The sequence below is a fragment of the Intestinimonas timonensis genome (assembly GCF_900626145.1).
GTDB classification, from domain to species: domain Bacteria; phylum Bacillota; class Clostridia; order Oscillospirales; family Oscillospiraceae; genus Intestinimonas; species Intestinimonas aquisgranensis.
In genome coordinates this window covers 224,822-242,329 of record NZ_LR130816.1, presented here as the reverse complement: position 1 = coordinate 242,329, position 17,508 = coordinate 224,822, and the positions used below count along the sequence as shown (strand labels likewise).

At 64.4% G+C, this 17,508-nt stretch carries 19 protein-coding genes and 2 tRNA genes; 19 read left to right on the top strand and 2 right to left on the bottom strand.

Annotation, left to right across the window (positions count from 1 at the left end; translation table 11 throughout):
* Positions 1-80: 80 nt before the first annotated feature.
* Positions 81-165, bottom strand: a tRNA-Tyr gene (locus E0E29_RS01180).
* An 11-nt stretch (positions 166-176) separates the two neighbouring features.
* A tRNA-Thr gene (locus E0E29_RS01175) sits at positions 177-252 on the bottom strand.
* 104 nt (positions 253-356) lie between these two features.
* Between E0E29_RS01175 and E0E29_RS01170 the strand changes: the two genes are divergently transcribed.
* The 19 genes from E0E29_RS01170 to E0E29_RS01080 all read left to right on the top strand — a co-directional run bounded on the left by E0E29_RS01170 (position 357) and on the right by E0E29_RS01080 (position 17,505).
* Positions 357-557: a hypothetical protein gene (locus E0E29_RS01170; RefSeq protein ID WP_130848270.1), complete on the top strand. Its 201-nt coding sequence runs from the start codon at positions 357-359 to the stop codon at positions 555-557.
* Complete coding sequence (locus E0E29_RS01165; RefSeq protein ID WP_130848269.1) at positions 544-774, top strand: hypothetical protein; 231 nt, start codon at positions 544-546, stop codon at positions 772-774. The genes E0E29_RS01170 and E0E29_RS01165 overlap by 14 nt, the downstream gene beginning before the upstream one ends.
* Positions 755-1,108 carry a sigma-70 family RNA polymerase sigma factor gene (locus tag E0E29_RS01160; RefSeq protein ID WP_130848268.1) on the top strand — a complete coding sequence of 118 codons (354 nt, stop codon included), beginning with the start codon at positions 755-757 and terminating at the stop codon, positions 1,106-1,108. The genes E0E29_RS01165 and E0E29_RS01160 overlap by 20 nt, the downstream gene beginning before the upstream one ends.
* 153 nt (positions 1,109-1,261) lie before the next feature.
* Complete coding sequence (gene rpoN / locus E0E29_RS01155) at positions 1,262-2,626, top strand: RNA polymerase factor sigma-54 (protein ID WP_130848267.1); 1,365 nt, start codon at positions 1,262-1,264, stop codon at positions 2,624-2,626.
* Between the two features lie 34 nt (positions 2,627-2,660).
* Positions 2,661-3,311, top strand: coding sequence for an HAD family hydrolase (locus E0E29_RS01150; RefSeq protein ID WP_130848266.1), 651 nt, complete (start codon positions 2,661-2,663; stop codon positions 3,309-3,311).
* A 360-nt stretch (positions 3,312-3,671) separates the two neighbouring features.
* Positions 3,672-4,541, top strand: coding sequence for a phosphate ABC transporter substrate-binding protein (locus E0E29_RS01145; protein WP_130848265.1), 870 nt, complete (start codon positions 3,672-3,674; stop codon positions 4,539-4,541).
* Positions 4,542-4,637: 96 nt separating this feature from the next.
* Positions 4,638-5,504: a phosphate ABC transporter permease subunit PstC gene (gene pstC / locus E0E29_RS01140; protein ID WP_130848264.1), complete on the top strand. Its 867-nt coding sequence runs from the start codon at positions 4,638-4,640 to the stop codon at positions 5,502-5,504.
* Positions 5,505-5,519: 15 nt separating this feature from the next.
* Positions 5,520-6,386, top strand: coding sequence for a phosphate ABC transporter permease PstA (pstA, locus tag E0E29_RS01135; RefSeq protein ID WP_130849039.1), 867 nt, complete (start codon positions 5,520-5,522; stop codon positions 6,384-6,386).
* 10 nt (positions 6,387-6,396) lie between these two features.
* On the top strand, positions 6,397-7,152 hold the full coding sequence (gene pstB, locus E0E29_RS01130; RefSeq protein WP_130848263.1) for a phosphate ABC transporter ATP-binding protein PstB: 756 nt from the start codon (positions 6,397-6,399) through the stop codon (positions 7,150-7,152).
* A 1-nt stretch (position 7,153) separates the two neighbouring features.
* Entirely contained in the window at positions 7,154-7,792 is a 639-nt protein-coding gene (gene phoU, locus E0E29_RS01125; RefSeq protein ID WP_130848262.1) for a phosphate signaling complex protein PhoU, read from the top strand.
* Between the two features lie 111 nt (positions 7,793-7,903).
* Positions 7,904-8,572, top strand: a complete 669-nt coding sequence (locus E0E29_RS01120) for a response regulator transcription factor (RefSeq protein ID WP_130848261.1) — start codon at positions 7,904-7,906, stop codon at positions 8,570-8,572.
* Between the two features lie 30 nt (positions 8,573-8,602).
* On the top strand, positions 8,603-9,886 hold the full coding sequence (locus E0E29_RS18945; RefSeq protein ID WP_130848260.1) for a sensor histidine kinase: 1,284 nt from the start codon (positions 8,603-8,605) through the stop codon (positions 9,884-9,886).
* 140 nt (positions 9,887-10,026) lie between these two features.
* The gene (locus E0E29_RS01110; RefSeq protein ID WP_130848259.1) at positions 10,027-11,103 is read left to right on the top strand and encodes an iron-containing alcohol dehydrogenase; all 1,077 of its coding nucleotides are present in this window, start codon (positions 10,027-10,029) and stop codon (positions 11,101-11,103) included.
* A complete protein-coding gene (locus tag E0E29_RS01105; protein WP_130848258.1) occupies positions 11,100-12,482 on the top strand; it encodes an ethanolamine ammonia-lyase reactivating factor EutA in 1,383 nt (460 codons plus the stop codon). The genes E0E29_RS01110 and E0E29_RS01105 overlap by 4 nt, the downstream gene beginning before the upstream one ends.
* A complete protein-coding gene (locus E0E29_RS01100; RefSeq protein ID WP_130848257.1) occupies positions 12,479-13,843 on the top strand; it encodes an ethanolamine ammonia-lyase subunit EutB in 1,365 nt (454 codons plus the stop codon). Before E0E29_RS01105 ends, E0E29_RS01100 begins: the two co-directional genes overlap by 4 nt.
* 60 nt (positions 13,844-13,903) lie before the next feature.
* The gene (eutC, locus tag E0E29_RS01095; protein ID WP_130849038.1) at positions 13,904-14,767 is read left to right on the top strand and encodes an ethanolamine ammonia-lyase subunit EutC; all 864 of its coding nucleotides are present in this window, start codon (positions 13,904-13,906) and stop codon (positions 14,765-14,767) included.
* Positions 14,764-15,417: an ethanolamine utilization microcompartment protein EutL gene (gene eutL, locus E0E29_RS01090; RefSeq protein WP_130848256.1), complete on the top strand. Its 654-nt coding sequence runs from the start codon at positions 14,764-14,766 to the stop codon at positions 15,415-15,417. Before eutC ends, eutL begins: the two co-directional genes overlap by 4 nt.
* A gap of 2 nt (positions 15,418-15,419) precedes the next feature.
* Positions 15,420-16,901, top strand: a complete 1,482-nt coding sequence (locus tag E0E29_RS01085) for an acetaldehyde dehydrogenase (acetylating) (RefSeq protein WP_423202426.1) — start codon at positions 15,420-15,422, stop codon at positions 16,899-16,901.
* 301 nt (positions 16,902-17,202) lie between these two features.
* Complete coding sequence (locus E0E29_RS01080; RefSeq protein WP_130849036.1) at positions 17,203-17,505, top strand: BMC domain-containing protein; 303 nt, start codon at positions 17,203-17,205, stop codon at positions 17,503-17,505.
* Positions 17,506-17,508: the final 3 nt, after the last annotated feature.

The window sequence follows — 17,508 nt, the reverse complement described above, 5'->3', positions numbered from 1 at the left end:
GGAGCAAGGAAGCGGGCGGATGGCGCTTTTTCATGCAAAGCATAAAAAAGCGTGGTCGCAAAGCGTACTTTGCGACCACGTGGTGGAGGAGGGTGGATTCGAACCACCGAAGTCGACGACAACAGATTTACAGTCTGCCCCCTTTGGCCACTCGGGAACTCCTCCATATGAAATTGTGGAGCTGGTGGACGGATTCGAACCCCCGACCTGCTGATTACAAATCAGCTGCTCTACCAGCTGAGCTACACCAGCAAATGGGTTGTGTGCTCGTCCGCAGCGACGTTTATTCTAACAGAAAGGAGGCGGATTGTCAACAGGTAAAAGCAAAAAACGTGCAACTTTTTTTGAGGAGGAGCATGACAGGGAGAGGGAGGACCCGGGCGTACCCCCTGCGGGACGTCCAGCGCGCCAGGCCGGCGGCCTACTGCAGGCGCTGCGGCGGGGAGCTGTACCGGTATGACCCCGTTCTCTGGAAGAACGGCGGCCGCCTGTGTCCGGCCTGCGCCGCGGAACAACAAGGGTTGGAGGACGAGAGAGCAAACGATGACACTGATTGAAATTTCCGTCGAATATCGGGCCCAGGCAGCGGTCATACAGCAGCGCCTGAGGGAACTCCAGGCGCAGCTGCCGGAGCTGGACCCTGACCAGAGGAGCACCATGGAGGGCAGAATCCGCATGCTCACGGTCATGTGGCGGGAGGCCAGGGACCTGGCCGTCCTGTGCGAACGCTACTATGACAGGGGGTATCGCCGCAATGGCAAATACACGTTATAAACGGGGCCTGAGTTACGCCGCCGACATGGCGGTCTACACCAGAGAGATGGCCGCCGACAACGCCCAGGAGCTGGACAAGCTCAAGGAAAATCTGGCCAAGGCGCTGCGGCAGGACGTCACCGACCGCCAGCGGCAGTTCCTGCTGCTCTACTACGGGCAGGGTTTGAATATGCGTCAGATCGGCGAGCGTATGGGGGTGAATAAGTCCACGGTCTCCCGCACCATCAAGCGCGGGGAGGCCCGGCTCCGGCGGTGTCTGCGCTATGGCGCGGACCGGCTGCTGGAGGAAGAGGCAGGTCCTGAGGCGTACCCGAAATCGGAGCACATAAGGTAAGGACTGGCGCCCGGAGCGGTCTCCGGGCACATGGATAAGCAGGAAATGGAACAGCATTTCTACCCTTTTCTACGAGGGCTGAGATTGTCTTTTCCGCTCGAATTTGCTATACTGATAAAGTATGTATGTTGGTATGCGATAGGGGGCGGAAGTGTGGAACTGAATATGTCAATGAAGCAGACCCAGACGCTGTCACCACAGATGATGCAGTCGATGGAGATTCTGCAGATGGGCTCCCAGGAACTTCTGGAGTACATTGAAAACCAGGTCCAGGAAAACCCGGTGCTGGAGATGGAGGAGAAGTACGGCAGTCAGGATGAGGCCTCGGTGCTCCAGCGGAAGCTGGAGTGGCTGGAGTCCACCGACACGCAGAACCGGGTCTATCATCAGCAGGACTCGGAGGATGATGGGAAGGACCCCATCTCCAACTACGGCAACGCCGACGAGACGGAGGAAAACCTTTATTTATATGTGCTCTCCCAGCTCCAGGTCATGGAGCTCCCCCCGGAAGTGCTCGCGGCAGGGCGCTTCCTGGTGGAGTCCCTCAATCAGAACGGCTGGCTGGACGAGCCTTTGGAGGATCTGGCCACGCAGATGGAGCAGCCCATGGAGGTGGTGGAAAAGGCCCTGGCGGTGGTCCAGAGCCTGGAGCCCGCCGGCGTGGGCGCCCGGAACCTCTCCGAATGCCTGGTGCTTCAGCTCCAGCGGCGGCACGAGGACAGCGCGCTGGCCATCCAGATCGCCAAGGACCACCTGGAGGCCCTGAGCAAAAACCGGTACGGCCTCATCGCCAAGGCCTTGGGCGTGACCCAGGAGGAGGTCCACGCCGCCTGTGAGGTCATCCGGAGCCTCAATCCCCGGCCCGGCAGCGGCTTTGCCGCCCGGGAGAACCTCACCTATATCAACCCGGACATTTTCGTGGTCAATTTCCCCGACCACTTCGAGATCCTCACCAACGACTATTTCTTCCCGTCCCTGAACGTGAGCAGCTACTACTGCCGCATGCTCAAGGACAGCGAGGACAGCGAGGTGAAGGACTACCTGATGGGGAAGGTACGGCAGGCAAAGTGGGTGGTGCGCTCCATCGAGCAGCGCCGGTCCACCCTTCTCCAGTGCGCCGAGCACATCCTGGAACTCCAGGAGGACTTCTTCCGCCACGGGCCCGGCCACCTCAAGCCCATGTCCCTGGCCGACATTGCCCAGCGGGTGGGGGTCCACGAGTCCACTGTCTCCCGGACGGTGAAGGACAAGTACATCCAGTGCGCCAGCGGGGTCTACCCGTTGAGCTACTTTTTCTCCCGGAGCCTGGGGGGGAGCGCCGACGCCTCCTCGCCCGACGCCGCCAAGGCCCTCCTCAAAAAACTCATCGCCGGGGAGGACAAGAAAAAGCCCCTCTCCGACCAGAAGCTCTGCGAGCTCATGAGCCGGGAGGGCTGCGAGCTCTCCCGCCGCACCGTGGCCAAGTACCGGGACGAGCTGGGCATCCCCAGCACCACCGGCCGGAAGCAGTACGAGTGACGGGAGAACATATACACAAGGAGCGTTTTGATACATGGATTACAAGGCAGTGATCTTTGACTTTGACTATACCCTGGGAGACGCCACTGACGCCATCTATGCCGGCTTTCAGGCAGGCATGACCGCCATGGGGCACCCGGTCCCCGACCGGGAGACCGTCCGGCACACCGTGGGCATGGTGCTGGAGGACGCCTACACCCTCCTCACCGGGGATGACAGCCAGGAGGGAAGGACCACCTTCCGGGCGGAGTTCTCCAAGGTGGCCCGGCCCATGCAGGCGGCGGGCACCCCCCTGTGCGACGGCGCCAAGGAGCTGCTGCTGGCGCTGGAAAAGGCGGGCGTCCCCACCGCCGTGGTGAGCACCAAGCACACCGGCACGCTGCGGGATATCTTCGCCGGCCACGGCCTGGCGGAGAAGTTCGCCTTCATTGTGGGGGGCGACCTGGTCAGCCGGAACAAGCCCGACCCGGAGGGACTCAACACCGTTTTGAGGAAGCTGGGCGTGGCGCCCGGGGATGTCCTCTACTGTGGTGACACTGTCATCGACGCCAAGACCGCGGCGGCGGCGGGGACCGACTTCTGTGCCGTCCTCAACGGCACCACCCCGGCGGAGGACTTTCAGGACCTGCCCCACGTCCACATCGCCCCCGATCTCAACGATCTGCGGGCCTTCCTGGGTCTGTAAAGTCGGGCGGGAACCATACAAAACCGAATGTAAAGTCTGTGTGCGCCGGACCCGGCAAGAGGGGTCCGGCGCACACTGCTTTTTGCGGCTGTGGGAGAAATGTAAAGTGGAAAAAAGGAACAATAAACCGTCCCGTGACCAATAGGCGGGAGAAAAATGGGGCAAAATAGACGAAAGGAGAATTGTAAAATCGGGAGCGGCGCAAGGATTTTACAAAAAAACGGGGCAGAAAACGGGCTTACAAAGACTTTACACATCCGGGGAGGAGGACTTTACAAAAGGCCGGTATACTGATAGCCGTTCCAAGGGAAACTAAGAAATCAACCCTGAATACCAAATGGATTGGAGAATGAGATCATCATGAAGAAGACACTTGCTATGCTGCTCTCCGCGGCCCTCTGCGTGAGCCTGTTTGCCGGCTGCTCCGGCGGTTCCTCCAGCACCCCCGACCCCGAGACCACCACCCCCGCCACCGAGTCTCAGACCGCTGAGGAGACCAAGCTCTCCGGCACCGTGGTGACCAACGGTTCCACCTCCATGGAGAGCATCATGGGCTCCCTGATCGAGGCCTTCAAGGAGGTCCAGCCCGACGTGCAGGTCCAGTACACCGGCTCCGGCTCCGGCGCCGGCATCACCTCCGCCCAGGACGGCACCGCCGACATCGGTCTGGCCAGCCGTGACCTGAAGGACGACGAGACCGGCGTGAAGCAGATCACCGTGGCCAAGGACGGCATCGCCATCATCGTCAACCCTGAGAACCCCGTGGCCGACCTGAGCATCGAGCAGATCGCCCAGATCTTCACCGGCGAGATCACCAACTGGTCCGACCTGGGTGGCAACGACGGCCAGATCGTGCCCATCGGCCGTGAGGCCGGCTCCGGCACCCGTGACGGCTTCGAGTCCATCACCGGCACCGGGGACGCCTGCGTCTACCAGAACGAGCTGACCTCCACCGGTGAGGTCATCGCCAACGTGGCCTCCAACCCCAACGCCATCGGCTACGCCTCCCTGTCCGCCGTGGACGACACCGTGAAGGCCCTCACCGTGGGCGGTGTGGCTCCCTCCGAGGAGACCGTCCTGGACGGCACCTACGCCATCCAGCGTAACTTCAACTTCATCCTCAGCGACAGCACCGAGCTCTCCGATGCCGCCCAGGCCTTCGTTGACTGGGCCACCTCCACTGAGGCTTCCGACCTGATCGCCGGCGCCGGCGCCGTGCCTGTGGCCTAAGCGGAACCTCTCTCACAACGAGCCGCCAGTGCCCCCTCGGAGCCGAGGGGGCACTCGGTTTGATAAGCCCTAATTTACGAAAGGCCGGTCATAGACATGAAACAAAAGCTCCGACCCATGGAGACCTTTATGAACGCGGTGTTTTTCATCTGCGGCTTCATTGCCATCGTGTTCGTCCTCTTTATCAGTATCTACCTCATCATTTCAGGCCTGCCCGCCATCAAGGAAATCGGACTGGTGGACTTCCTGTTTGGAACTGAGTGGGCCTCCACGGCATCAGAGCCTTCTTTTGGCATCCTGCCCTTCATTCTCACCTCCATCTATGGTACCGCCGGTGCCATCATACTGGGCGTGCCGGTGGGCTTTATGACGGCGGTCTTTCTGGCCAAGGTGGCACCCCAGAAGCTGGCCACTGCCGTCCGCACCGCGGTGGATCTGTTGGCCGGCATCCCCTCTGTGGTCTACGGCCTCATCGGCATGATGGTGCTGGTGCCCGCCGTCCGTGAGCTCTTCAACCTGCCCGATGGCGCCAGCCTCTTCTGCGCCATCATCGTCCTGGCCATCATGATCCTGCCCTCCATCATCTCCGTCTCTGAGACCGCCCTCAAGGCGGTGCCCAAGGAGTATGAGGAGGCCTCCCTGGCCCTGGGCGCCACCCACATCGAGACCATCTTCCGGGTCAGCGTCCCGGCGGCCTCCAGCGGCATCGCCGCCTCCATCGTGCTGGGCATTGGCCGGGCCATCGGCGAGGCCATGGCCGTCATCATGGTGGCCGGCAACGTGGCCAACATGCCCACGCTCTTCTCCTCCGTCCGTTTCCTCACCACCGCCGTGGCCAGCGAGATGAGCTACGCCTCCGGCCTCCAGCGCCAGGCCCTCTTCTCCATCGCCCTGGTGCTCTTCCTCTTCATCATGCTCATCAACGTGGTCCTCAACTCTCTGCTCAAACGGAAGAAGGGGTGATATTCTGTGACTGAAATGAAGCCGCTTTCCGGCAGGAGAAAGCTCTATGATCTGGTGCTGCGCTTCCTGCTCTACTTCTGCGCGGTGCTCACCTGTGCCCTGCTGCTCTTCGTCATCGGCTATATCTTCGTCAAGGGCCTGCCCCATATCACCTGGTCCTTCCTCACCAGTGAGCCCAGCTATATCAAGGACACCATCGGCATCCTGCCCAACATCCTCAACACGGTGTATATCGTGGTGGTGACCCTGATCTTCATCCTGCCCCTGGGCGTGGGCGCCGCCGTCTACCTCACCGAGTACGCCCGCAACCGCCGGCTGGTGGCCGCCATCGAGTTTGCCACCGAGACCCTCACCGGCATCCCCTCCATCATCTTCGGCCTGGTGGGCATGCTCTTCTTCTGTCAGTTCCTGGGCCTGAAGGCCTCGCTACTGGCGGGCTCCCTCACCCTGGTCATCATGACCCTGCCCACCATCGTCCGCACCACCCAGGAGGCCCTCAAGACGGTGCCCCAGTCCTACCGGGAGGGCGCCCTGGGCCTGGGCGCCGGCAAGTGGCACATGATCCGCACCGTGGTGCTGCCCTCCTCCATCGACGGCATCGTCACCGGGTGCATCCTCTCCATCGGCCGCATTGTGGGCGAGTCGGCCGCCCTCCTCTTCACCGCCGGCATGGGCATGAGCCTCAACAATTTCTTCTCCTCCATGGACAACTTCCTCCACTCCTCCGGCGCCAGCCTCACCGTGGCCCTCTATGTCTACGCCAAGGAGCGGGCCGAGTTCGACGTGGCCTTTGCCATCGCCGCCATCCTCATGATCCTCACCCTCATCATCAACCTGACCGCCAACCTCTTGGGCCGGAAGCTCAAGAAGGAGCGGGGATAGGAGAAACGATATGGAACCCATCCTGACCGCCAAGGACCTGGACCTCTTCTATGGCCAGACCCAGGCCCTCAAGCATGTGAACATCGAGATCCCCGAGCGGCGGGTGACCGCCCTCATCGGCCCTTCGGGCTGCGGCAAATCCACCTTCCTCAAGACCCTGGACCGCATGAACGACCTGGTCCCCGGGGTCACCATCCAGGGCAGCGTCCGCTACCGCGGCCGGGAAATCTACTCCTCCGACGTGGACGTGACCTGGCTGCGCAAGCAGATCGGCATGGTCTTTCAGAAGCCCAACCCCTTCCCCATGTCCATCTACGACAACATCGCCTACGGTCCCCGCACCCACGGCATCCGCAGCAAGGCCAAGCTGGACGAGATCGTGGAAAAGTCCCTCCGGGGCGCCGCCATCTGGGACGAGGTGAAGGACCGGCTCAAGAAGTCGGCCCTGGGCCTCTCCGGCGGCCAGCAGCAGCGCATCTGCATCGCCCGGGCCCTGGCCGTGGAGCCCGACGTCCTCCTCATGGACGAGGCCACCTCCGCCCTGGACCCCATTTCCACCTCCAAGATCGAGGACCTCATTGCCGATCTGAAGAACGACTACACCATTGTCATCGTCACCCACAACATGCAGCAGGCCACCCGTATCTCGGATGAGTGTGCCTTCTTCCTGATGGGTGAGCTCATCGAGTACGGCGACACCGAGCAGATGTTCTCCGTACCCAAGGACCAGCGCACCGAAGACTACATCACCGGGAGGTTTGGCTGATATGAGAAAGACCTTTGACGCGGAGCTCCTGGAGCTCAATGAATCCCTCACCGTCATGGCCCGGGTGGCCCAGGACGCCATCGACGTGGTCACCGAGAGCCTCTCCAGTGATGACGAGTCCACCGCCAAGGCGGCCATCGACATGACCTCCTCCATGGACCAGATGGAGCGGGACATCGAGAACCGCTGCCTCCAGCTCCTGCTGCGGCAGCAGCCGGTGGCCCGGGACCTGCGGGCCATCTCGGCGGCCATGAAGATGGTCACCGACCTCCAGCGCATCGGCGACCAGTGCGCCAACATCGCCGAGATCTCCATCCTCCTCTCCAAGCAGGGCAACGTAAAGGTGCCCCAGGACATCGGCGTCATGTCCTGCAAGGCGGGGCTCATGCTCCGGCAGGCCATTGGCGCCTATACCGGCCGGGACGTGGAGACTGCCCATGCCGTCATCAATCTGGACGACGAGGTGGATGAGCTCTTCCAGCAGATCAAGAGCGAGCTCATCGAGGAGGTGGCCGAGAACAAGGACGAGGCCGACAGCTCCATTGACTTCATCATCATCGCCAAGTACCTGGAGCGCGTGGCCGACCACGCGGTCAACATCGCCCAGTGGGCCATCTTCTGTGTCACCGGCGAGCTGTAAGGCCGACCGGATGGGCTTGCAAGACCGGTGCTCAGGTGGTATGCTGAGACTGGACAATGAGGGCCCGGGCGGCGAGAGGCCGCACCATCAGTACGACAGGAGGGTGTCCCCATGGCGGAGACCATCGTGATCATCGAAGACGATGAGAACATCCGCGAGATGCTGCGCTATTATTTCCATTCCGTGGGCTACGAGGTGGCCTGCTTCGAGTCCGGAGAGGAGTACTTTGAAAAGGGCGGGGACTACAAGCCCTCTCTCTTCATTCTGGACGTCATGTTGCCGGGTATGGACGGGCTGGAGATCCTCCGGCGTGTCCGCACCGACGCCCGGCTGGAGGATACGCCGGTGCTCATGCTCACCGCCCGCACCTCCGAGATGGACAAGGTAAAGGGTCTGGAGACGGGGGCGGACGACTATGTGGTCAAGCCCTTCGGCATCATGGAGCTCCAGGCCAGGGTGAAGGCCCTGCTGCGCAGGGCCGGCCGCCCCAAAGCGGAGAGCGTGCTCACCTGCGGCGACCTGGAGATTGATCCGGCCGCCAGAGAGGTGCGGAAGAACGGACAGCTGGTGGAGCTCACCTATAAGGAATTTGAGCTGCTACGGCTGCTGTGCGCCCACCGGGGCATGGTGCTCACACGAGACGACATCCTCCAGGCGGTGTGGGACTACGACTTTGCCGGCGAGACCCGCACAGTGGACATGCATGTAAAGACCCTCCGCCAGAAGCTGGGGGAGGGCTATATCCAGACGGTGCGGGGCGTAGGCTACAAAATGGTCTGACCCGCCCCTCGATTTTGGAGGAAGGTTTTCATGAAAAAACGTCTGACTACTTATTTTTTCCTCATTGCGGCCCTGGGCATCGCCCTCTCCAGCCTCTTTGGAGTGTGGGCCTACCGGGACCGGGAGATCTCTGCGGCCCGGCAGACCCTGGTGGAGCTGCTGGACCTGATGGATGCCCAGAGCTACTATACCGCGCCTGAGGAGTGGGCCGCGCAGCTCCAGGAGGCCGCTCCCGACAAGCGTCTCACCATCATCGCCCCCGACGGCACCGTCCTCTCCGACACCTACGGTGAGGTCACCGAAAACCACGCCGACCGGCCCGAGATCATCTCCGCCCTGGAGACCGGCTGGGGCGAGGCCGAGCGGAAGAGCGAGACCACCGGCGAGACCCTGCTCTACGAGGCCAAGCAGTTCACCGACGGCAACATCGGCCGCATCTCCATGCCCATCTCCTCCATCAACGCCCTCTTCTTCCAGGGCCTGGTGGGCTTCCTGGTGGCCGCTGCGGTGGCCCTGGTCCTCATCCTGCTCCTGGCCCGAAAGCTGGCCCAAAAGACGGCCCAGCCCCTGGAGGAGAAGGAGGAGGCCCTGGAGCAGGAGGGTGAGAAGCTCCAGACCGTCCGCAGTGAATTTGCCGCCAACGTCTCCCATGAGCTCAAGACCCCCCTTACCAGCATCAAGGGCTTCACCGACATGATGAACTCCGGCATGGTGAAGGACCCGGAGGACCAGAAGCGCTTCATCTCCATGATTGGCGTAGAGGTGGACCGGCTCATCGAGCTTATCAACGACGTGCTCAAGATCTCCGAGCTGGAGTCGGTGGTCATGCCCCAGCCCGATGACCGGGCCGACGTGCTGGCCGTCGCGGAGGAGTGCAGGACCGCCCTGGAGCAGGCGGCTCAGGACGGCAAGGTCACCGTGAACATCTCCGGCGACGACGCCCAGGTGGCCATGGCCCCCAGCCGGCTCCGGGAGCTCCTCACCAACCTGATGGAGAACGGCATCAAGTACAACGAGCCCGGCGGTCAGGTGGACGTCACCGTGAAGCGGGAGGCGGACAAGGTGGACATTGTGGTCAAGGACACCGGCATCGGCATCCCCAAGGAGAGCCAGGAGCGGGTCTTTGAGCGGTTCTATCGGGTGGACAAGGGCCGTACCCGCAAGAACGGCGGCACCGGTCTGGGTCTGGCCATCGTCAAGCACATCGTCCTCCTCTACGGCGGCACCATCTCCCTGGTGAGCGCCCCCGGCAAGGGGAGCACCTTCACCATGACCTTCCGCCCTGCCGAGGAGAATACCAAGGCGGCCCATTAAATCCAAAGAGGCAGACTCCGTGGGAATGAACGATTCCCATGGGGTCTTTTTTATGTTGGTCCCGGATTTTTTGTCCGGGGCCTATATTTTTGCTTTCTTTTGCCATACTAACCCCATCAAGGCAAGAAAAGAGGACGGGTATGGAACGATTTGCGATCAGGCCGGAGATCTGGTTTGGGCCGGGGGCTCTGGCCGCCCTGGAACAGCTGGTAGGGAAGCGGGTGCTGCTGGTCACCGACGGCTTTCTCTCCTCCTCCGGCCTTGTCAAGCGGGCAGCGGAGCGGCTCACCGGGCCGGTGGAGGTCTTTGATAAGGTGGAACCCGACCCCTCTTTGAAGCTGGTGGCGGAGGGGGTGGCCGTCCTGGAGGGTTTTGGGCCCGATGTGGTGGTGGCCTTCGGCGGCGGCTCCCCCATGGACTGCGCCAAGGCCATGTGCTGGTTCTCCAAACGCAGGCCGCCCCTGTGGTGCATCCCCACCACGGCGGGCACCGGCAGCGAGGTGACCTCCTTCGCCGTCCTCACCGACACCGAGCGGGGCGTCAAATACCCCCTGGTGGAAGAGGGGCTTTTGCCGGAGACGGCCATCCTGGATCCCACCCTCCTGGAGGGCGTTCCGCCTAAGGTCACCGCCGATACCGGCATGGACGTCCTCACCCACGCAGCTGAAGGCTTTGTGGCAAAGGGGAGCAGTCCCTTCTCCGATGCCCTGGCCGAGCGTGCCTTCGCCCTGGCCTACGCCCGGCTGCCCGCCGCCTTTGCCGGGGACCTGGGGGCCAAGGGGGATATGCTCCTCGCCTCCTGCATGGCGGGCATGGCCTTCAACGCCGCCGGGCTGGGGGTCTGCCACGCCATGGCCCACGCCCTGGGCGGACGGTTCCACCTGCCCCATGGACGGCTCAACGCCGTGCTGCTGCCCTCTGTGGTCCTCCGCAACGCCGGGGACCGCCGTGCGGCGGCCCGATACGCTGCCTTGGCCAAGGCCTGCGGTCTGGCGGGCACCCCCAGGGCCCTGTCCGCCGCCCTGGCCCGGCTGCGGGCAGCCCTGGACCTCCACGACCGGCTGCCGGTGGAGCCGGAGGAACTGAAGGCCGCCCTGGACGACCTGGCCGCCGCCGCCCTGGCCGACGGCTGCATGGCGGCCAATCCCATCCCCCTGACGGCGGCGGAGGTCAAGGACCTGCTCGCCCGGGCCGGAGGACTGGGGGGACGGCCGTGAGGGAGACCCTGAAATCGGTGGGTATCGATATTGGTACCAGCACGACTCAACTGGTGATCTCCCACCTGACCCTGGAGAACCGGGCCAGCCCCTTCACGGTGCCACGGGTGGCCATCACGGAGCGGGAGATCGTCTACCGCAGCGCCATCCACTTCACCCCTCTCCTCTCGGACACCGTCATCGACGCCGATGGTGTCCGGGCCATCGTGGGGTCGGAGTACCAAAAGGCGGGGCTCCGCCGGGAGGAGGTGGAGACAGGGGCAGTCATCATCACCGGGGAGACCGCCCGGAAGGAGAACGCCCGGGCAGTCCTCTCCGCCCTCTCAGAATTTGCCGGGGACTTCGTGGTAGCCACCGCCGGACCCGACCTGGAGTCCATCCTGGCCGCCCGTGGAGCTGGGGCGGATGAATACTCCAAGGAGCATCGGTGCAAGGTATTACACTTGGATATCGGCGGCGGCACATCCAACCTGGCCATCTACGATAACGGCGCTCTGCTGGACACCGACTGCCTGGACATCGGCGGACGGCTCCTCAAGCTGGACCGGGAGGGCCGGGTGGTCTACCGCTCCCCGGTGCTGGCACCCTGGTCCGGTCTGTTGCTGGCCCTGGGGCAGCGGGTGGAGGCCGCCGACCTGGCGCCCCTTATCGACGCCATGACAGAGGTCTTGGAAAAAGCCGTTCCCAAAGATGTAAAGGTCCTCTCCTTCTCAGGCGGCGTAGCCGACTGCATGTGGGAACCGCCGTCAGATTGGCGGGCCTTTGGGGATATCGGCCCCCTGCTGGGCCCCGCCCTCCGGCGGCGGCTGGAGGGAGCGGGCTATACCCTGGTCCGGGGCGCCGAGACCATCCGGGCCACGGTGGTGGGGGCGGGCGCCCACTCGGTGGAGGTCTCCGGCTCCACCATCCACTGCAGGGAGGTGGCCTTCCCCCTGAAAAACCTCCCCGTCCTCCGGCTCACTCAAGGGGAGGAGGCGGGGGACGCCGAGACCCTGGCGGCGGTGGTGGAGAAAAAACTCTCACGGTATGCCGACCAGGAAGGGCTGAGCCAGGTGGCTCTGGCCCTCACCGGCGAGGTGTCTCCGCCCTACCGGCGGGTGGCCGAGCTGGCCCGGGGCCTGCGGGCGGGGCTGGAGCCCCTCTATACGGCGGGGTATTTCCCCGTGGTGGTGGTGGAGCGGGACATGGCCAAGGTCCTGGGCCAGGCTATGGGGGGCAGCCCCCTGCTGTGCCTGGACGGCGTGAGCGTCCGGGAGGGGGACTATCTGGACATCGGCGCCCCCGTGGCCGGGGGCAGTGTGCTGCCGGTGGTGGTCAAGACCCTGGCCTTTTCAAACAGTGTGCCCGGCGGGGAACGCCGGGAGAGGAGGGACTTATGATCTTAAAAACCAAGCTGCTGGGTAATGTCTATGACTTCCATACCATCCGGGAGGTCATGGCCAAGGCCAACGAGGAAAAGTCGGGGGACCGTCTGGCGGGCATCGCCGCCGAAAACGCCGAGGAGCGGGTGGCGGCCAAGGTGGTGCTCTCCAACCTCACCATGGCCGACCTGCGGAACGAGCCTGCTGTCCCCTATGAACAGGATGAGGTGACCCGCATCATCCAGGACGGCATCAACGAGAAGATTTTTGCAAAGATCCGGAACTGGACGGTGGGGGAGCTGCGGGAGTGGCTGCTGGACGAAAAGAACGACGGGGCTGCCATCCGGCGGCTCTCCCACGGCCTCTCCAGCGAGATGGTGGCGGCGGTGGCCAAGCTCATGAGCAACCTGGATCTCATCTACGCTGCCAAGAAGCTGCGGGTCACCGCCACCTGCAACACCACCATCGGGGAGCCGGGGACCCTGTCGGCCCGGCTCCAGCCCAACCACCCCACCGACGACCCCGACGGCATCCTGGCCTCATTGCTGGAGGGCCTCACCTTCGGAGTGGGCGACGCGGTGCTGGGCCTCAACCCGGTGGACGACTCGGTGGAGAGCGTCACCCGGGTGCTGGAGCGGTTCCAGGAGGTGAAGGAGCGCTGGGCCATCCCCACCCAGACCTGCGTGCTGGCCCACGTCACCACTCAGATGGAGTGCATCCGCCGGGGTGCGCCCACCGACCTCATCTTCCAGTCCATCGCCGGGAGCCAGAAGGGCAACGAGGCCTTCGGCTTCAGCGCCGACACAATCGCCGAGGCCCGGGCCCTGGCCCTGAAGGAGGGCACCGCCACCGGCCCCAACGTCCTCTACTTCGAGACCGGCCAGGGCTCCGAACTCTCCAGCGAGGCCCACAACGGCTGGGACCAGGTGACCATGGAGGCCCGGTGCTACGGCTTTGCCCGGCACTTTGAGCCCTTCCTGGTCAACACCGTGGTGGGCTTCATCGGCCCGGAGTACCTCTACAACTCCAAGCAGGTCATCCGGGCGGGGCTGGAGGACCACTTCATGGGCAAGCTCACCGGCATCCCCATGGGCTGCGACGCCTGCTACACCAACCACATGAAGGCCGACCAGAACGACATCGAGGACCTGGCCGTCCTCCTCACCGCCGCCGGGTGCAACTACTTTATGGGCATCCCCCACGGCGACGACGTAATGCTCAACTACCAGACCACCGGCTACCACGAGACCGCCGCCCTGCGGGAGCTCTTCGGCCTCACCGCCATCAAGCCCTTCCAGGATTGGCTGGAGAAGATGGGCTTTGTGGAGAACGGAAAGCTCACCCCCCTGGCGGGGGACGGCTCGGTGCTGCTGGCATAACAAGGAGGGTGAAACGCTGTGGCTGTTAATGAAAAAGAATTGCGGGCCCTGGTGGAGCGGATGGTGGCCGACCTGATGGGTCAAGCCCCCACCCCCCAGGTGAAGGGGGCCGATTACCACCCCATGGAGCCCGGTCCGGCAGCCGGGGGCGGGGAGCTCTCCGACATCGCCGGGGTGGACCTGCGGCGGCTCTACCTGGTCCAAAACCCGAAAAATGGACCCGCCTTCCTGGAGCTGAAGGCCAAGACTCCCGCCCGGCTGGGCATGGGCCGGGCGGGCGCCCGGTATAAAACTGAGACCATGCTCCGCATGCGGTGCGACCACGCCGCCGCCCAGGACTCCGTCTTCTCCCACGTGAGCGACGAATTTGTGAAGGCCCAGGGCTATGTCCCTCTCCACACCCTGTGCAAAGATAAGGACGAGTACCTGACCCGGCCCGACAAGGGACGCCGCTTTGACGAAGAGCAGCAGGCCCTAATCCAGAAGACCCTGGGTCATGCCCCCAAGGTGGCCCTGGTGGTGGGGGACGGCCTCAGCTCCGCCGCCATCGAGGCCAATGCCGCCGACTGCATGGAGGCCATCCGGGCGGGACTGAAGAGCTACGGCATCGACGCCGGGCCCACCCTCTTTGTCAAGTACTGCCGGGTGGGTGCCTCCGACCACATCGGCGAGCTCACCGGAGCGGAGGTGGTGTGCATGCTGGTGGGGGAGCGGCCCGGCCTGGTGACGGCGGAGTCCATGTCGGCCTACCTCACCTACGGCGCCCACATCGGCATCCCGGAGTCCAAGCGGACCGTCATCTCCAATATCCACAGGCAGGGGACAACGGCGGTGGAGGCGGGTGCCCACATCGCGGAGCTCATCAAGACCATGCTGGAGAAGAAGGCCTCCGGCATTGAGCTGGCGAGAGGGGTGGGGGCATGACAGGGGACCTTTTGAAGTGTAATGCCCTGGCCACCCGCACCATCGCCAACGTGTCCGAGTCCCTGGCGGAAAAGCTGGGCTTAAGGCCGGAGTTTCGGTCCATCGGTATCCTCACCGCCGACAGCGACGATGTGACCTACTGCGCCCTGGATGAGGCCACCAAGGCCGCCGCCGTGGAGGTGGTGTATGGCCGGAGCCTTTACGCCGGTGCGGCCAACGCCAACACCAAGCTGGCGGGGGAGGTCATCGGCATCCTGGCCGGGCCCAACCCCTCCGAGGTGAAGAGCGGGCTCAAGGCGGCGGTGGAATTTTTCGAGAGCGGGGTTGGCTTCCGCTCCGCCAACGCCGACGACTCCATCGTCTACTTCGCCCACACCGTGTCCCGGACGGGGAGCTACCTCTCCAAGACCGCCGGGGTGCGGGAGGGGGAGGCCCTGGCCTACCTCATTGCCCCGCCCCTGGAGGCGGTGGTGGGGCTGGACGAGGCCATGAAGGCGGCGGATGTGACCCTGGCCGCCCTCTTTGAGCCCCCCAGCGAGACCAACTTCGGCGGCGGGCTCCTCACCGGCACCCAGAGCGCCTGCAAGGCCGCGTGCGAAGCCTTTGCGGCAGCGGTGCTGAACGTGTCCGGACAACCCAGGGAGGTGTGAACATGACAGAACCTATGAAGCTGGACAAGGACCTGCGCTCCATCCAGGAGGTCCGGGATCTGGTGGGCAAGGCCAGAGAGGCCCAGCGGGCCCTGGCGGCCATGAGCCAGGCCGACCTGGACCGCATCACGGCGGCCATCTCACAGGCCGGGGCCCAGCACGCCCGGCGGCTTGCACAGTTGGCGGTGGAGGAGACGGGCTACGGCAAGGCGGAGGATAAGGAGATCAAAAACCGCTTCGCCGCCCTCACCCTCTACGACGCCATCAAGGAGGAAAAGACCCACGGCATCCTGGCCCAGGACAAGGAGAAGCGGACCATCGACATCGGGGTGTCCGTTGGGGTAGTGGCGGGGCTGGTGCCCTCCACCAACCCCACCTCCACCGTCATCTACAAGGCCATGATCTGTATGAAGGCGGGCAACCCCATCATCTTTTCCCCCCACCCCAGCGCCATCCAGTGCATCGGTGAGACGGTGAAGGTGGTCTCAGAAGCCGCCCGGCAGGCGGGGGCTCCCGAGGGTGCCATCGCCTGCATCGCCACCCCCACCCTGGAGGCCACCAGCGCCCTCATGAAGCACGACCACACCCGGCTCATTCTGGCCACGGGAGGCGCCGCCATGGTCAAGGCGGCCTACTCCTCCGGCACCCCGGCCATCGGCGTGGGGGCGGGCAATGGCCCGGCCTATATCCACCACACCGCCAACGTCGCCCAGGCGGTGAAGCGGATTTTGGACTCCAAGACCTTTGACAACGGCACCATCTGCGCCAGTGAGCAGTCCATCGTCACCACCCGGGCTATGGAGGGGGCGGTGTCGGAGGAGCTCAGACGCCAGGGGGCCTACCTCCTCAGCGACGAGGAGCACAAAAAACTCTCCAAGTTCATCCTGCGCCCCAACGGCACCATGAACCCGGCCATCGTGGGCAAAAGCGTGGAGACGGTGGCCAAGCTGGCCGGACTGGACAAGGTGCCGTCAACGGCCCGGGTGCTGGTGGCCCGGGAGACGGGCGTGGGCCCCGGCTACCCCTACTCCAGCGAGAAGCTGGGGCTCATCCTGGCCTATTATGTGGAGCAGGACGAGGAGGCCGTCCTCCGGCGCTGCGTGGAGATTTTGGAGTGGGAGGGGGCGGGCCACACCTTCTCCATCCACGCCGAGGACGAGGCCGTGGTCAAGCGCTTTGCCCAGGCCGTCCCCGCCAGCCGGGTGCTGGTGAACACCCCCTCCGCCCTGGGCGGCATCGGGGCCACCACCTGCCTCTTCCCCGCCCTCACCCTGGGGTGCGGCGCGGTGGGCGGCTCCTCCTCCTCCAACAACATCGGCCCTCTGGACCTCATCAACATCAAGCGGGTGGCCTGGGGCGTGAAGGAGCTGGAGGAGCTGCGGGGCGGCGCTGCCGCCGCCCCCTGGCAGAGCGCCGGGAGCCCGGCGGTGGACGACGCCCTTCTCCGGGAGCTGGTGGATCAGATCGTCAGGAGGCTGACATGAGATGAGAGCAAAAAACGCGGAGGGTCCTGAGCTGCCCGTCCCCCAGCCGGGGGAGGACCTTCAGGACCGGGTCCAGACCGAGGGGACCATGTATGACCCGCCCGCCGACCTCCTGCGGGAGGCGGCGGAGGCAGCTAAGGGGGCGGCCAGGGAGGAGAAGAAGACCTCCTCCGCCCGGGGACGGAAGGCTCCCGCCAAGGAGGAGCTGACCAGCCTGGCCGCCGCCGTGAAGGGCGGCGGGGCGGTCAAGCAGACAGCGGACAAGGGGGAGACCCCCAAACAGGAAAGGAGCAGAAATCAAATGGCAAATACGAACGCGCTGGGTATGGTGGAGACCAAGGGACTGGTGGGGGCCATCGAGGCGGCCGACGCCATGGTGAAGGCGGCCAACGTCCAGCTGGTGGGCAAGGAGCAGGTGGGCGGCGGTCTGGTGACCGTCATGGTCCGGGGGGACGTGGGGGCCGTGAAGGCGGCCACCGACGCCGGCGCCGCCGCCGCCGAGAAGGTGGGAGAGCTCATCTCCGTCCACGTCATTCCCCGCCCCCACGCCGAGGTGGACGGCATCCTGCCCCACAAGGCCGGGGAATTCGACCGGGAGGGCTAAGCC

Coding starts and splice junctions, on each gene's coding strand:
- E0E29_RS01100 (WP_130848257.1), top strand. CDS start 12,479: ATGATCTTAAAAACCAAGCTGCTGGGTAATGTCTATGACTTCCATACC.
- eutL (WP_130848256.1), top strand. CDS start 14,764: ATGACAGGGGACCTTTTGAAGTGTAATGCCCTGGCCACCCGCACCATC.
- E0E29_RS01170 (WP_130848270.1), top strand. CDS start 357: ATGACAGGGAGAGGGAGGACCCGGGCGTACCCCCTGCGGGACGTCCAG.
- pstC (WP_130848264.1), top strand. CDS start 4,638: ATGAAACAAAAGCTCCGACCCATGGAGACCTTTATGAACGCGGTGTTT.
- eutC (WP_130849038.1), top strand. CDS start 13,904: ATGGTGGCCGACCTGATGGGTCAAGCCCCCACCCCCCAGGTGAAGGGG.
- E0E29_RS01110 (WP_130848259.1), top strand. CDS start 10,027: ATGGAACGATTTGCGATCAGGCCGGAGATCTGGTTTGGGCCGGGGGCT.
- E0E29_RS01120 (WP_130848261.1), top strand. CDS start 7,904: ATGGCGGAGACCATCGTGATCATCGAAGACGATGAGAACATCCGCGAG.
- E0E29_RS18945 (WP_130848260.1), top strand. CDS start 8,603: ATGAAAAAACGTCTGACTACTTATTTTTTCCTCATTGCGGCCCTGGGC.
- E0E29_RS01080 (WP_130849036.1), top strand. CDS start 17,203: ATGGCAAATACGAACGCGCTGGGTATGGTGGAGACCAAGGGACTGGTG.
- phoU (WP_130848262.1), top strand. CDS start 7,154: ATGAGAAAGACCTTTGACGCGGAGCTCCTGGAGCTCAATGAATCCCTC.
- E0E29_RS01145 (WP_130848265.1), top strand. CDS start 3,672: ATGAAGAAGACACTTGCTATGCTGCTCTCCGCGGCCCTCTGCGTGAGC.
- E0E29_RS01085 (WP_423202426.1), top strand. CDS start 15,420: ATGACAGAACCTATGAAGCTGGACAAGGACCTGCGCTCCATCCAGGAG.
- E0E29_RS01160 (WP_130848268.1), top strand. CDS start 755: ATGGCAAATACACGTTATAAACGGGGCCTGAGTTACGCCGCCGACATG.
- E0E29_RS01150 (WP_130848266.1), top strand. CDS start 2,661: ATGGATTACAAGGCAGTGATCTTTGACTTTGACTATACCCTGGGAGAC.
- pstB (WP_130848263.1), top strand. CDS start 6,397: ATGGAACCCATCCTGACCGCCAAGGACCTGGACCTCTTCTATGGCCAG.
- E0E29_RS01165 (WP_130848269.1), top strand. CDS start 544: ATGACACTGATTGAAATTTCCGTCGAATATCGGGCCCAGGCAGCGGTC.
- pstA (WP_130849039.1), top strand. CDS start 5,520: ATGAAGCCGCTTTCCGGCAGGAGAAAGCTCTATGATCTGGTGCTGCGC.